Below are 13,043 nucleotides of genomic sequence, written 5' to 3'. Positions count from 1 at the left end.
GCACCCCGGCGGTCGGGGGCCCGGCATTAGGCTGATCACATGTCGGCCACCCGCTTCACCTACCTCGGTCCCGAGGGCACCTTCACCGAAGCCGCCCTCCGCACACTGCCGGAAGCCGCGACCCGGGAGCTCGTCCCGATGGTGTCGGTCCCGGCCGCCCTGGACGCCGTACGCAACGGGGAGGCCGCGGCCGCCCTGGTGCCGATCGAGAACTCGGTGGAGGGCGGGGTCACCGCCACCCTGGACGAGCTGGCCTCCGGCGAACCGCTGATGATCTACCGCGAGGTGCTGCTGCCCATCGCGTTCGCGCTGCTCGTACGGCCCGGGACCAAGCTGTCGGACGTCAAGACCGTCACCGGGCACCCGGTCGCCCAGCCGCAGGTCCGCAACTGGCTGCGGGCGAACCTGCCCGACGCGCTGTGGGAATCGGCCGCCTCGAACGCCGACGGTGCCCGGCTCGTCCAGGAGGGCCGCTTCGACGCCGCTTTCGCGGGCGAGTTCGCGGCCACCACGTACGGGCTCGTCCCGCTGGTCACCGAGATCCACGACGCGGAGAACGCCGAGACCCGGTTCGTGCTCGTCGGGCGGCCCGCCCGGCCCGCCGCACCGACCGGCGCCGACAAGACCTCCGTCGTGCTGTGGCTCGGCGACGACCACCCCGGTGCGCTGCTGGAGCTCCTCCAGGAGTTCGCCGTCCGCGGGGTCAACCTGATGCTGATCCAGTCGCGGCCGACGGGCGCGGGCATCGGCAACTACTGCTTCGCCGTCGACGCGGAGGGCCACATCTCCGACCGCAGGGTCAGCGAGGCCCTCATGGGGCTCAAGCGCACCTGCCCGCAGGTCCGCTTCCTCGGTTCTTACCCGCGTGCCGGCGTCGCTCAGGGTGACGTGCGCGCTCCGCGGCCCGGTACCTCGGACGGTGACTTCACGGCCGCTTCCGACTGGCTGACGCGCTGCCTCGACGGCCGGGCGTAGTTCTTCCTCCCCTGTCCACAGAGTTATCCACAGGCCGAGATGGGGACCTGTGGACTAGTCGACATCATGGCGCGACAAGGTCGACAAATCGGTCGGCGGGCCCGGGTTTCGCGCTGGGGAGCGGAAGGTGAACGGCGTCACCCCCGCATCGCCGATCAACTCTTTGGAGCGAGCCATTCCCACCCGAATGAGTGTGTGAGGGTGGTTTGAACCCTGATTCGTCCCGACGGTCCGCCAGTGTGGATTGATCTAATTCCGTGTCCACAGATCCGGCACACAGCCTGTGGAAAAGTCCCCGCGGTGGACAATTCCTGTGGACAAGGAAGCCCTTCCCGCCCTGCTCAGAGGGTGCCCGGATACCCCGGTTGTGCCCCTTTTCGGGGAATGGGGCGCTTTTATTGACCGCCCGACAAGGGCCACTTCCAGCCAGTCGGCCAGAGTTTTCCATTCTCCGCAATTAGGACATAGCGACACGCAGCGTTATATCGGTGTGAGGCCAGGAAGCCCAGCCCGGTAGCCTGGAGGGGTGATTGACCTCCGGCTGCTCCGTGAAGACCCTGACCGTGTCCGCGCCTCGCAGCGCGCCCGTGGAGAGGACGTCGAACTCGTCGACGCACTGCTCTCCGCCGACGAGCGCCGCAGGTCCTCCGGCATGCGCTTCGACGAACTCCGCAATGAGCAGAAGTCGCTCGGCAAGCTCATCCCCAAGGCCTCCCCGGAAGAGCGGGCGGAGCTGCTCAAGAAGGCCGAACAGCTCAAGACGGACGTCAAGGCCGCCGAGGCCGAGCAGAACGAGGCCGACGAGGCCGCCAAGCGTCTGCTGCTCCAGCTCGGCAACATCGTCCACGAGGACGTCCCGGTCGGCGGCGAGGAGGACTTCACCGTCCTCGAGACGCACGGCACGATCCGCGACTTCGGCGCCGAGGGCTTCGAGCCCAAGGACCACTTGGAGCTCGGCGAGTCGCTGGGCGCCATCGACGTCGAGCGCGGCGCCAAGGTGTCGGGCTCGCGCTTCTACTACCTGACCGGTGTCGGCGCCCTGCTGGAGCTCGCCCTGGTCAACGCGGCGATCGCGCAGGCCACCGAGGCCGGCTTCATCCCGATGCTGACCCCGGCGCTGGTCCGCCCGCGCGCCATGGAGGGCACCGGCTTCCTCGGCCAGGCCGCGGAGAACGTGTACCACCTCGAGAAGGACGACTATTACCTGGTCGGCACCTCCGAGGTCCCGCTCGCCGCGTACCACATGGACGAGATCATCGACGCCGAGAAGCTGCCGCTGCGGTACGCCGGCTTCTCGCCGTGCTTCCGCCGCGAGGCCGGTACGTACGGCAAGGACACCCGCGGCATCTTCCGCGTGCACCAGTTCGACAAGGTCGAGATGTTCTCGTACGTCGCGCCGGAGGAGGCCGAGGCCGAGCACCAGCGTCTCCTGGAGTGGGAGAAGCAGTGGCTGACCAGCCTGGAGCTGCCGTTCCAGGTGATCGACGTCGCCACCGGTGACCTGGGCTCCTCCGCCTCGCGCAAGTTCGACTGCGAGGCGTGGATCCCGACGCAGGGCAAGTACCGCGAGCTCACCTCCGCCTCCAACTGCAACGGCTTCCAGGCCCGCCGCCTGTCGATCCGCTACCGCGACGGCAAGAAGACCGCGCCGCTCTCGACGCTGAACGGCACGCTGTGCGCCGTACCCCGCACGATCGTCGCCATCCTGGAGAACCACCAGCAGGCCGACGGTTCGGTGCGGGTGCCGGCGGTGCTCCGTCCGTACCTGGGCGGCCGCGAGGTCCTGGAGCCGATCACCAAGTGAGCCCGGCCCCGTTCCCGTACAAGCTCGTCGCGACCGACCTCGACGGCACGCTGCTGCGTGGCGACGACACCGTCTCGGAACGCACCCGTGAAGCGCTCGTCGCGGCCACCGCGGCGGGCGCGGCGCACATCATCGTCACCGGCCGTGCCGTGCCCTGGACCCGGAGCGTGCTGGACGATCTCGGCTACAAGGGCATCGCAGTGTGCGGGCAGGGCGCGCAGGTTTACGACGCGGGAGCGCACCGGCTGCTGACCTCGGTGACGCTCGACCGGCAGCTGGCCGGTCTGGCGCTGTCGAAGCTCGAGGCCGAGGTGGGTCCGCTGGCGCTCGCGGCCAGCCGGGACGGGGTGGACGGCGACGTGCTGTTCGGGCCCGGCTACCGGGTGCAGGGGGGCCTGCCGGCGCTCTACCTGGAGGACACGGCGGAGGTCTGGACGGCTCCGCTGAACAAGCTGTACATCCAGCACCCGGAGCTCGACGACGACGCGCTGGTGAAGGTGGCCCGGGAGACGGTGGGCGCCTTGGTGGACATCGTCATGGCCGGCCCGGGGATAGTGGAGATCCTGCCGCTGGGGCTGACGAAGGCCACCGGCCTCTCGCTGGCCGCGCGTCGGCTGGGTGTGAAGGCGGCGGAGACGATCGCCTTCGGCGACATGCCCAACGACATCCCGATGTTCGGCTGGGCGGCCCACGGCGTGGCGATGGCCAATGCCCATGCGGAGCTGAAGGCGGTGGCCGACGAGGTGACGGCCTCCAACGAGGAGGACGGCATCGCGGTGGTGCTGGAGCGCCTGCTGGGCGCCGCCTGACGGCTCGGCCGAGAACGGGGAAGGTCCGGAACAGCCCGCGCCGCAAGGCGCGCTCGAAGTGGCTGCTCCGGACCTTTTTGTTGCTCCCCGCACGACTCACTCTGCCCGGGGCGTACGTCCCGTACCAGTCAATTTCTGCGCATCAGCCCGGCGAGCGCCGTGCTCATGTTTCACGTGAAACATGTCTGGGGTGCGGGTGGCGGGTCAGCGGCCAGGCGAGCAGGCCGACGGAGAGCGAGATGGCGTGCCCGAGGTCGGTGAAGGTGCCTCCGGTGAGGAGGGGGAGCCCGAAGAAGGCGACGACACAGGCGAGGTAGAACCAGCGCAAAGGGTTCGGGAGCCGGTAGGTGAGGACCCCGATCGAGGCCGCGAGTCCGTAGCTGACGCCGACGTCGACGACGTGGACCATGCTCTGCGGGGCTCGGTGGTCCTGAATGGCCATCAGAACGACCTTCTGGCTGATCAGGGTGGCCGTGATGTGGGCGGTCGCGACGATGGCGAGCCAGCGCAGGGTGCCGAGCCAGCGTTCGACGGGGGCGTGGAAGAGCTCGAAGAGGACGGCGTACAGGGCGAGCGAGGCCGGGTTCGCTATCCAGAAGGCGCTGGAGAGCAGGGCCCGCACGGGGTGCCGGGTGAGCTCGTGGATATTGCTGCTGTGGCGGTGGAGCAGGACGTGCTCGAGGTGGTCGGGCGCGATCACGACGATGATGCTCGTGACGGCGATGATCAGCAGCCATATGTGCGTACCGGGCGAGGAGCGTATCCAGGACCGTACGGGCCTGGACGGCTCGGGCTCGGTGTGCTCGATCATGCACTGATTTTGCCCCGTACGGCGGTGCCCCGCCCGGCTGGTGGGCCGGGCGGGGCACTGGATGCGGAGCGGGTGCTGCGGGGTCCTACTCCTCGCCCGCCAGGGTGAGGCGGCGCAGCTTCTGGCCGGCGTAGACGGTGGCGCCGACGGTGACCACCGACAGCAGGATCACCGCGGTGGGCAGGCCGACGGTGGCGTCGACGTACCCTTCGCCGGCGACTTTCTCGGCGAGGGACAGGGCCCACTGCTGGATGCTGAGGGTCTTCGCCCCGGAGACCAGGCTGCCGAAGAGCGACTCCCAGATCAGGGCGTAGACCAGGCCGAAGACGACCGCGTGCCGGCTGACGGTGCCCAGCAGCAGGAACAGGGCGCTGTAGGCGATCGAGGCGACGAGGGCCGCGACGGTGTACGCGACGGCGATCTGCTGGCCGTTGCCGTTGAGGATGAACCCGGCGATCAAGGTCGGGATCGCGGAGAAGGCCATCGTGACGGCGATCGCGACGATCAGCTTGGTCATGATGATCGTCGGGCGCTTCACCGGCTTGGAGAGCAGGTAGACGATCGAGCCGTCGTCGATCTCCGGGCCGATGGCTCCCGTGCCGGCGATGACTCCGATCAGCGGAACCATCGTGGCGAGGGCGAAGCCGCCGAGCAGGTCGGCGGCGACCTTGTCGTCCAGGCCGGTGAAGGCGCGGACGGCGAGCGAGATGACGATCAGCAGGACGGGCAGTCCGCAGAGGATCAGCGCACGGCGGCGGCCGAGCAGCGCGCGGTAGGTGAGCCGGGCGACGGTGGGGTTGTACATGGGTGCCAGCTCCTTCAGGCCGCGACGAGGTAGGAGAAGACCGACTCGAGGGACTCGTCGGAGGGCGAGACCGTCAGCAGCCGGATGCCGTGCGCACGGGCGACCCGCGGCAGCAGCTCGGTGAAGCGGCCGAAGTCGACGGCCTGGATGCGCAGCGCGCCTTCCTTGAGGTCGATCTCGATGCCGGCGGTGGAGGGGTCGGCGATCAGGGCCGCGGCGAGGGCCCGGTCGTCGGAGGAGCGGACGACGTAGCGGTGCGGGCGGTCCGTCATCAGGCGGCGGATCTTGCGGAAGTCGCCGGAGGCGGCGTGCCGGCCGGCGACGACCACCTCGATGTGGGAGGCGAGCTGTTCGACCTCTTCCAGGATGTGAGAGGAGAACAGCACCGTGCGGCCGTCGTCGCCCATGCGCCGCAGCAGGTCCATGAGCTGCATGCGCTGACGCGGGTCCATGCCGTTGAACGGCTCGTCGAGGAGCAGTACGGACGGGTCGTGGACGAGGGCCGAGGCCATCTTCACGCGCTGCCGCATGCCCTTGGAGTACGTGGAGATCTTGCGGTCCTGGGCGTACTCCATCTCGACGGTGGCGAGCGCCCGCTGGGCGGCTGCGTCGTCGAGGCCGTGGAGCTCGGCGTTGGCGACGACGAACTCCCGGCCGGTGAGGAAGTCGTACATGGCCTCGCGCTCGGGCACGACGCCGATCTGCTTGTAGACCTGCTCGTTCTGCCAGATCGGCGCGCCGTCGAGGGTGACGGTGCCCGTGGAGGGGGCGAGGAAGCCGCCCATCATGTTGATGAGGGTGGACTTTCCGGCGCCGTTGGGACCCAGGAGCCCGGTGACGCCGGGGCCGATGTGCATGGTCACGTCGTTGACGGCGACGACGTTCCCGAACCAGCGGGAGGTGTGGTCGATGTCGATGGTGGTCACAGCCCGGCCTTCCGGTAGCGGGCCATCAGAGCGGCGTAGGAGCCGGCGATGAGGGCGAGGACGACGAGCAGGTAGACGAAGCCGACGCCGGCCGAGGGGCCCTCTCCGCCGGGGAAGGCGGAGGTGGCACCGAGGAAGGCGGTCTGCACGCCGTCGATCAGGCTGATCGGGGAGAACAGGCCCATCCACTCGATGGCACCGTTCGAGCCGGTGCTGTACGCGATGCCCTGGACGGCGGTCACCGCGCCGAAGGGGATCAGGAGCACGGCGATGATGGCGGCGACGCCGAAGCCGCGGCGCGGCGTGAGCGCGGCCATGATCAGGCCGAGGCCGGCGAACAGCAGCGAGAGCAGCAGCACGGAGACCAGTCCCTGGGCGAACCCCTTGGTCTGGTCCGCGAAGTCGAATTTGGCCAGCAGCGAGCCGATCCACATGATCAGCAGCGGGGTGGCGGTGAGGATGAACAGGGCCGAGGCCATCGCCGCGAACTTGGCGAGGACGTAGTCGACGCGCTCGATGGGCCGCGAGAAGTAGAGCGGCACGGTCTTGAAGCGCAGGTCCCGGGAGACTGACTGGGGTGCCTGCGAGGCGAGGTAGAGGCCGATGATCACCTGGGTGGTCAGGGCGTACGTCGTGTACTTGATCGGCAGGCTGGTGGAGCCGGGCACCGCGATGGCGACGGCGACGATGATCAGCGCGGGGACGCACATCACCGCGAAGAGGAGCATCGGGAGGACCTTGGACTTCGCGGACCGGCCGAGTCCGTACGCGCCGCGCAGGGACTGCGAGAACAGCGACTTGCGGGCGTAGGCGCGGCCGAGCCGGGCTCCTTCGTAGGACCGGTAGCCGATGTTGTGGATCTGGGTCGAGGTGTCAGGCGCCATCGGAACCGGCTCCCTTCCGGACGAGCTGCTGCTGGTCGTTGTCGCGGAAGACCTCCGCGATGTGGTGGCGGCGCTGCTCCATGCGGACCAGGCCGAGACCCAGGTCGGCGACGGTGTCGCGCACGGTGTCGTAGGTGTCCTCGCCGGTGGCCTCGACGAGCAGGATGTGGCCGGCTCCGGGCAGCCCCTGCTCCTCGCCCTCGTGCAGGGTGATGCCCGCGTCGGCGAGCGCCTTGCGCAGGGCGGCGGTGCCGTCCGGGTGGGTGTCGGAGTCGGTGACCTCGACCGCGAGGGTCGTGGTGATCTGCGTGAAGTCGCTGGTGGAGCTGGAACGCAGCAGCTTGCCGCCGTCGACGACCACGACGTGGTCGCAGGTCCGCTCCAGCTCCCCGAGGAGGTGGGAGGTGACCAGGACGGAGATGCCGAAGTCGGTGTAGACGCGGCGGATCAGGCCGAGCATCTCGTCGCGGCCGACGGGGTCGAGGCCGTTGGTGGGCTCGTCGAGGAGGACCAGCTGGGGGTCGTGGACGAGCGCCTGGGCCAGCTTGACCCGCTGTTTCATGCCCGTGGAGTAACCGCCGATGGGGCGGTAGCGCTCCTCGTACAGGCCCACGTGGCGCAGGGTGTCGGCGGTCCGCTCACGGGCGGCGGTCGGCGGGAGCCCGGACATGCGCGCCATGTGTACGACGAACTCGGTGGCCGAGACGTCGGGCGGCAGGCAGTCGTGCTCGGGCATGTAGCCGACGCGCTCACGGATGGCGCTGCCATGGGTGGCGACATCGAGTCCGAGCACGGCGGCACGGCCCTCGGTGGCGGGGGACAGTCCAAGCAGGATCTTGATCAGCGTGGACTTGCCGGCTCCGTTGGCACCCACGAGGCCGGTCACTCCCGGCCCGATGTCCAGGGAGAGCCGGTCGATTGCGGTCACTCGGGGGTACCGCTTGCTCAGGCTTTCGGTCGCGATGACAGTCACGGCTCCGACGTTAGTGGCGCCGGACGTGCGGATCGTCAGACCTGGAGCGTCATCCCGTCTCCGCCTTCAGGACTACAGACCCTGACGTAAGGCTGATGCGGACCGGACAAGTTTGTCCACAGGTCCGTGCACGGGGCTTGACGTGATCTCCGGTCATTGTCACATTCATCAGTGTCAAGTTACGGGCGGGTACGGCTACGGACGGACGGCTGTCATGGCTGGGGACACCAGGGAACGCACCGCGCAACGCTCGGCGGACCTGCGCGGTTTCAGGGAAGTGCAACGCCTCTCGTACGAGTGCGCGGAGACCGTGGCGGCGCAGCTGCGGCCGGGGGTGACCGAGCGCGAGGCGGCGCGGATGCAGCGCGAGTGGCTGCGCGAGCGCGGCGTGCGGGACTGGTTCCACCTGCCGTTCGCGTGGTTCGGGGACCGCACCGCCTTCGTGAACTTCAAGATCCCCCTGCAGTTCTTCCCGACGAACCGGAAGCTGGAGCCGGGGATGCCGTTCATCCTCGACATGGCACCTGTGTACAAGGGGTACGCGGCCGACATCGGGTACTCGGGCAGCCTCGGGCTGAACCCCGTACAGGACCGGCTCATGTCCGATCTGCGGGTGCACCGCGAGCTGATCCTGGAGCAGGTCCGCGAGCGCCGCCCGCTGCGCGAGATCTACGAGAACGTCGAGCGGCTGATGATCCGCCAGGGGTATGCCAACCGGCACCGCGCCTACCCCTTCGGGGTAATCGCCCACAAGATCGACCGGGTCAAGGAGCGGCGCTGGTCCCCGACCGTGTTCGGGTTCGGCACGCAGTCCCTCAAGGGGCTGGCCTCCGACGCCCTGCACGGGCACCGCGAGGGCTGGTCCCCGCTGTGGAGCCCGTACCACTTCTCCGACCACCCGCCGCAGCCCGGCCTGTGGGCGGTGGAGCCGCACCTGGGCTTCCGGGGCACCGGCGCGAAGTTCGAGGAGATCCTGGTCGTCACCGACTCGCGGGATCCCGAGGAGAGCGCGTTCTGGCTGGACGACGATCTGCCGCACGTGCGGCGCTGGGCCGAGGAGGGGGCAGCATGAACGGCATGAGCGGAGCGGACGGCGGCAAGGACGGAATCAAGGGGACGGGCCCCGCGGGTACGAGCCCCACGGGTTCGAAGCTCACGGGTACGGGCCTCGCGGGGGCGCGCGAGCGCCGGGTGAGCACCGGCGGCATCGAGCTGTGCGTCGTCGAGCTCGGTGACAGCGACCGGCCGACCGTGGTGCTCGTGCACGGGTACCCGGACAGCAAGGAGGTCTGGTCGGAGGTCGCGGAGCGGCTGGCGGCCCGATTCCACGTGGTGCTCTACGACGTGCGCGGCCACGGGCGCTCCACGGCGCCGGTGCCACTGCGCGGAGGCTTCACCCTGGAGAAGCTGACCGACGACTTCCTGGCGGTGGCGGACGCCGTCAGCCCGGACCGGCCGGTACACCTCGTCGGCCACGACTGGGGCTCCGTACAGGGCTGGGAGTTCGCGACGGTCGCCCGTACGGAGGGCCGGATCGCCTCCTTCACCTCGATGTCGGGCCCCTCCCTGGACCACTTCGGGCACTGGATCAAGAAGCGGCTGGCCCGGCCGACCCCGCGCCGGGCCGCGCAGCTCCTCGGCCAGGGCGTCAAGTCCTGGTACGTGTACATGCTGCACACCCCCGTGCTGCCGGAGCTCGCCTGGCGCGGGCCGCTCGGCAAGCGGTGGCCGCGGATGCTGGAGCGCGTCGAGAAGATTCCGGCCGGCTCCTACCCGACGGCCTCGCTGCCTTCGGACGCCGCGCACGGAGCCTGGCTCTACCGGGACAACGTCCGGCCCCGACTGCGCCGGCCGCGCCCCGATGCGTACGCACACGTGCCCGTCCAGCTGATCACTCCGACCGGGGACGCCTTCCTCTCCGAGCGGCTCTACGACGACCTGGAACTGTGGGCCCCCGATCTGGTGCGGCGCACCCTGCCCGCCAAGCACTGGGTGCCGCGGACCCGGCCCGACCAGCTGGCCGCGTGGATCACCGAGTTCGTCACCGCCCGGGAGGATCCCGCCACCCGAGCGCCGGAACAGAAGGCTCCGGGCCGCTACGCCGACCGGTTCGGCGGCCAGCTGGTGCTGGTCACCGGCGCCGCCAGCGGCATCGGCCGGGCCACCGCGTTCGCCTTCGCCGAGGCCGGGGCCCGGGTGGTGTGCGTGGACCGGGACGCCGAGGGCGCGGCGCGCACGGCCGACATGGCGCGGCTCGTCGGCGCCCCCGAGGCCTGGGGCGAGTGCGTCGACGTCAGCGACGAGCAGGCGATGGAGAAGCTCGCGGCGAAGACCGCCGCCGAGTACGGAATCGTGGACGTCCTGGTCAACAACGCGGGGATCGGCCTGTCGGGGCCCTTCCTGGAGACCACCTCAGAGGACTGGAAGAAGGTCCTCGACGTCAACCTGTGGGGGGTCATCCACGGCTGCCGGATCTTCGGCCGTCAGATGGCCGAGCGCGGCCAGGGCGGACACATCGTCAACACCGCCTCCGCCGCCGCGTACCTGCCCTCCAAGACGCTGCCCGCGTACAGCACCTCGAAGGCCGCGGTGCTGATGCTGAGCGAGTGCCTGCGCGCCGAGCTCGCCGCGCAGTCGATCGGCGTCTCGGCGATATGTCCGGGGATCGTCAACACCAACATCACCGCCACCTCGCGCTTCGCCGGGGTGGACGCGGCGGAGGAGAAGCGCCGCCAGGAGCGCTCCTCGCGGCTGTACGGGCTGCGCAACTTCCCGCCGGAGAAGGTCGCGGACGCGATCGTGCGGGCCGTGGTGCGCAACGAGGCGGTGGTGCCGGTGACACCGGAGTCCAAGGGGGCCCTGTGGATGTCCCGGTTCGCACCGCGCACCCTGCGGCGGCTCGCGAAACTGGAGCCCCGGCTGTGAACGGGCGGCGGAGCCGGGCCCCGGCCCTGCCGCCGTGGAGAGAGCCCGGCACGGCCATATCCCGCTACTTCCGGCAGTCGTACCATCCCTCGCAGGAGGGCTCGCTGCGCAGGGCGGTCGAGTACCTTGCGGCTTCGCCCTGCCGCCCGGGCCGCGGCGGCCGCGGTCGGCCGAGCCGCCATGTCGTAGGGAGCCGGGATTGTCAGAACAGGCGGTGGCCGAGTACCGGATCGAGGATCTCGCGCACCACAGCGGGGCGACGGTACGCACGATCCGTGCGTACCAGGACCGCGGGCTGCTGCCGAAGCCCGAGCGGCGGGGCCGCTCCAACGTCTACCGGGACACGCATCTGGCGCGGCTGCGCCAGATCGCCGACCTGCTGGACCGCGGCTACACCCTGGCCTCCATCAAGGAGCTGCTGGAGGCCTGGGACGCCGGGCGCGGGTTGGGCGGCGTGCTGGGGCTCGTCGCCGAGGTGCACGGACCGTGGACCGACGAGGAGGCCGCCCGGATCAGCCGGGCCGAGCTGAACGAGCGGTTCGGCGGCCGGCCCGACGACGACGCGGTGGGCGAGGCGTGCGAGCTGGGGGTGCTGGAGCGGATCCCGGGGCGCCCTGACGACTTCCTCGTGCCGTCTCCGCAGGAGCTGGCCGTGGCTGCCGAGCTGTATGCGGCCGGGGTGCCGCTGTCGGCGATCACCGGGCATCTGCGGGAGCTGCGCGGGCAGGTGGAGCACATAGCCTCGCGGTTCCTCGAGTTCACCACCGAGCACGTCTTCGCCCGCTACCTCGGGGAGATCCCGCCGACGGACGCGGACGCGGCGGAGGCGGCGACGATGGTACGGAGACTGCGGCCCCTGGCCCAGCAGACGGTGGACGCCGAGCTGGCGCGGGCGATGCGGCTGTTCGCGACCCGGCATCTGCAGCGCCACCTGGGGGCGGCCGGGACCCCGCAGCCGTCGGGCCCGGCATCGGTGCCGCTTCCGGCGGAGACGGTACGGGCGGTGCAGGAGCTGGTCGGCGCCGAGCACGTGGGGGAGTTCGTCCGGGCCGCGACGGAGCGGGAGCTGCAGGCCCGGACGATGAACGAGCTGGCGCGCCGGGGCGGCGGGTAGCGGCGCCTCCGAAGGCAGGTGACGTCCGATGAGGTCCGGGGACGTCCGATGACGTCCGGTCGGTAGTCCACAGGGCGGATCACTCGTTTGCCCTCAAATCCCACCTAACAGGCTGTGGACAAGTCGGTACCACCTGTGGGTAACCCTGTGGACGACGGCGTGGCGGCTGCTCGGAGACGACTCAACCGATGGTCTCGAAGGCGGCGTTCATCGGCCCGACGGGGCCGACGCCGCCGGCACTTGCGGCGGAGTCGCCCAGGCTGACGGGCACCGGCGCGAGGGTCTCCGCACCGCCCGCGGGGGTGGCCGGCGCGTCCTGCGTACCGCACCCGGTGCCCCCGTAGAGGAGTGCGGCGAGAGCCAGGCCCAGGACTCCGCCGATCAGCTGGGCCGCGACGAACCCGGGCAGCGACTGCGGGGCGATGCCCGTGAAGGAGTCGCTGAAGGCGCGCCCGATGGTGCCCGCCGGGTTGGCGAAGGAGCCGGACGAGGTGAACCAGATCGCGGCGGCGATGTACGCGGCGACCGCGGCCGGGATCAGCTTCGGGCGCCCGATGCGCTCCAGGCCCTGGATGACGAGGACGAGCCCCGCGGTGGCGACGATCTCGCCGACGAGCAGGTGGCCGCCGCCCCGGATCTGCGTGGAGAACGCGCCGGGGGCGTGACCGAACATCAACTCGGCGAGGACGGCGCCGCCGATGGCCCCGACGGTCTGGGCCGCGGTGTAGACCAGGGCCTCCCGGCCGCCGAGCCCCTCGCCACCGGTCCGCCGGGCCCACCAGGAGGTGAGGGTGACGACCGGGTTGAGGTGGGCTCCGGACAGCGGTCCGAAGAGGGTGATGATCAGCCCGAGGCCGATGGCCGAGGCGAGCGAGTTGGCGACGAGGGCGACACCGGTGTCACGGCTGAGGTCGGCGGCCTGGATACCGGAGCCGATCACCACCACGAGAAGGCCGGCGGTACCGATGAGCTCGGCGACCGCACGGCGCGGCAGGGAAGCGTGGATCGTCATGGGTT

General features: G+C 70.4%; 12 protein-coding genes. 6 read left to right on the top strand and 6 right to left on the bottom strand.

The features are described from left to right. Positions 1-39: 39 nt before the first annotated feature. The 3 genes from pheA to ACZ49B_RS16025 all read left to right on the top strand — a co-directional run bounded on the left by pheA (position 40) and on the right by ACZ49B_RS16025 (position 3,588). Positions 40-975, top strand: a complete 936-nt coding sequence (pheA, locus tag ACZ49B_RS16035) for a prephenate dehydratase (protein ID WP_468305791.1) — start codon at positions 40-42, stop codon at positions 973-975. Positions 976-1,501: 526 nt separating this feature from the next. Then, positions 1,502-2,779 (top strand): serine--tRNA ligase, encoded by a 1,278-nt coding sequence (gene serS / locus ACZ49B_RS16030; protein WP_468305788.1) that lies wholly within the window; start codon positions 1,502-1,504, stop codon positions 2,777-2,779. Next, on the top strand, positions 2,776-3,588 hold the full coding sequence (locus ACZ49B_RS16025) for an HAD family hydrolase (RefSeq protein WP_468305785.1): 813 nt from the start codon (positions 2,776-2,778) through the stop codon (positions 3,586-3,588). Before serS ends, ACZ49B_RS16025 begins: the two co-directional genes overlap by 4 nt. A 163-nt stretch (positions 3,589-3,751) precedes the next feature. Here ACZ49B_RS16025 and ACZ49B_RS16020 read toward each other — a convergent pair whose 3' ends face one another. The 5 genes from ACZ49B_RS16020 to ACZ49B_RS16000 form a co-directional block, all read right to left on the bottom strand. Further along, complete coding sequence (locus tag ACZ49B_RS16020; protein ID WP_468305782.1) at positions 3,752-4,399, bottom strand: rhomboid-like protein; 648 nt, start codon at positions 4,397-4,399, stop codon at positions 3,752-3,754. An 85-nt stretch (positions 4,400-4,484) separates the two neighbouring features. Continuing rightward, complete coding sequence (locus ACZ49B_RS16015) at positions 4,485-5,204, bottom strand: ABC transporter permease (protein WP_468305781.1); 720 nt, start codon at positions 5,202-5,204, stop codon at positions 4,485-4,487. A 14-nt stretch (positions 5,205-5,218) separates the two neighbouring features. Next, positions 5,219-6,130 carry an ABC transporter ATP-binding protein gene (locus ACZ49B_RS16010; protein WP_266627666.1) on the bottom strand — a complete coding sequence of 304 codons (912 nt, stop codon included), beginning with the start codon at positions 6,128-6,130 and terminating at the stop codon, positions 5,219-5,221. Next, the gene (locus ACZ49B_RS16005; protein ID WP_468305778.1) at positions 6,127-7,014 is read right to left on the bottom strand and encodes an ABC transporter permease subunit; all 888 of its coding nucleotides are present in this window, start codon (positions 7,012-7,014) and stop codon (positions 6,127-6,129) included. Before ACZ49B_RS16005 ends, ACZ49B_RS16010 begins: the two co-directional genes overlap by 4 nt. Continuing rightward, positions 7,004-7,987 carry an ABC transporter ATP-binding protein gene (locus ACZ49B_RS16000; protein WP_468305776.1) on the bottom strand — a complete coding sequence of 328 codons (984 nt, stop codon included), beginning with the start codon at positions 7,985-7,987 and terminating at the stop codon, positions 7,004-7,006. Before ACZ49B_RS16000 ends, ACZ49B_RS16005 begins: the two co-directional genes overlap by 11 nt. Positions 7,988-8,201: 214 nt before the next feature. Between ACZ49B_RS16000 and ACZ49B_RS15995 the strand changes: the two genes are divergently transcribed. The 3 genes from ACZ49B_RS15995 (at position 8,202) to ACZ49B_RS15985 (ending at position 12,026) form a co-directional block, all read left to right on the top strand. After that, on the top strand, positions 8,202-9,059 hold the full coding sequence (locus tag ACZ49B_RS15995; protein ID WP_468305774.1) for a M24 family metallopeptidase: 858 nt from the start codon (positions 8,202-8,204) through the stop codon (positions 9,057-9,059). After that, positions 9,056-10,912 carry an SDR family oxidoreductase gene (locus ACZ49B_RS15990; RefSeq protein ID WP_468305771.1) on the top strand — a complete coding sequence of 619 codons (1,857 nt, stop codon included), beginning with the start codon at positions 9,056-9,058 and terminating at the stop codon, positions 10,910-10,912. The genes ACZ49B_RS15995 and ACZ49B_RS15990 overlap by 4 nt, the downstream gene beginning before the upstream one ends. 199 nt (positions 10,913-11,111) lie before the next feature. Beyond that, positions 11,112-12,026 carry a MerR family transcriptional regulator gene (locus ACZ49B_RS15985; protein ID WP_468305768.1) on the top strand — a complete coding sequence of 305 codons (915 nt, stop codon included), beginning with the start codon at positions 11,112-11,114 and terminating at the stop codon, positions 12,024-12,026. Between the two features lie 181 nt (positions 12,027-12,207). Here the strand turns inward: ACZ49B_RS15985 and ACZ49B_RS15980 are convergent, their stop codons facing one another. Further along, positions 12,208-13,038, bottom strand: coding sequence for an aquaporin (locus ACZ49B_RS15980; protein WP_468305765.1), 831 nt, complete (start codon positions 13,036-13,038; stop codon positions 12,208-12,210). Between the last annotated feature and the right edge of the window lie 5 nt (positions 13,039-13,043).

Source organism: Streptomyces sp. NPDC031132, assembly GCF_055570595.1.
Note: the sequence above shows the minus strand (reverse complement) of the source record. Positions and strands in the feature narration are given on the sequence as shown.

Coding starts and splice junctions, on each gene's coding strand:
- pheA (WP_468305791.1), top strand. CDS start 40: ATGTCGGCCACCCGCTTCACCTACCTCGGTCCCGAGGGCACCTTCACC.
- ACZ49B_RS16020 (WP_468305782.1), bottom strand. CDS start 4,399: ATGATCGAGCACACCGAGCCCGAGCCGTCCAGGCCCGTACGGTCCTGG.
- ACZ49B_RS16015 (WP_468305781.1), bottom strand. CDS start 5,204: ATGTACAACCCCACCGTCGCCCGGCTCACCTACCGCGCGCTGCTCGGC.
- ACZ49B_RS16005 (WP_468305778.1), bottom strand. CDS start 7,014: ATGGCGCCTGACACCTCGACCCAGATCCACAACATCGGCTACCGGTCC.
- ACZ49B_RS15995 (WP_468305774.1), top strand. CDS start 8,202: ATGGCTGGGGACACCAGGGAACGCACCGCGCAACGCTCGGCGGACCTG.
- ACZ49B_RS15990 (WP_468305771.1), top strand. CDS start 9,056: ATGAACGGCATGAGCGGAGCGGACGGCGGCAAGGACGGAATCAAGGGG.
- ACZ49B_RS15980 (WP_468305765.1), bottom strand. CDS start 13,038: ATGACGATCCACGCTTCCCTGCCGCGCCGTGCGGTCGCCGAGCTCATC.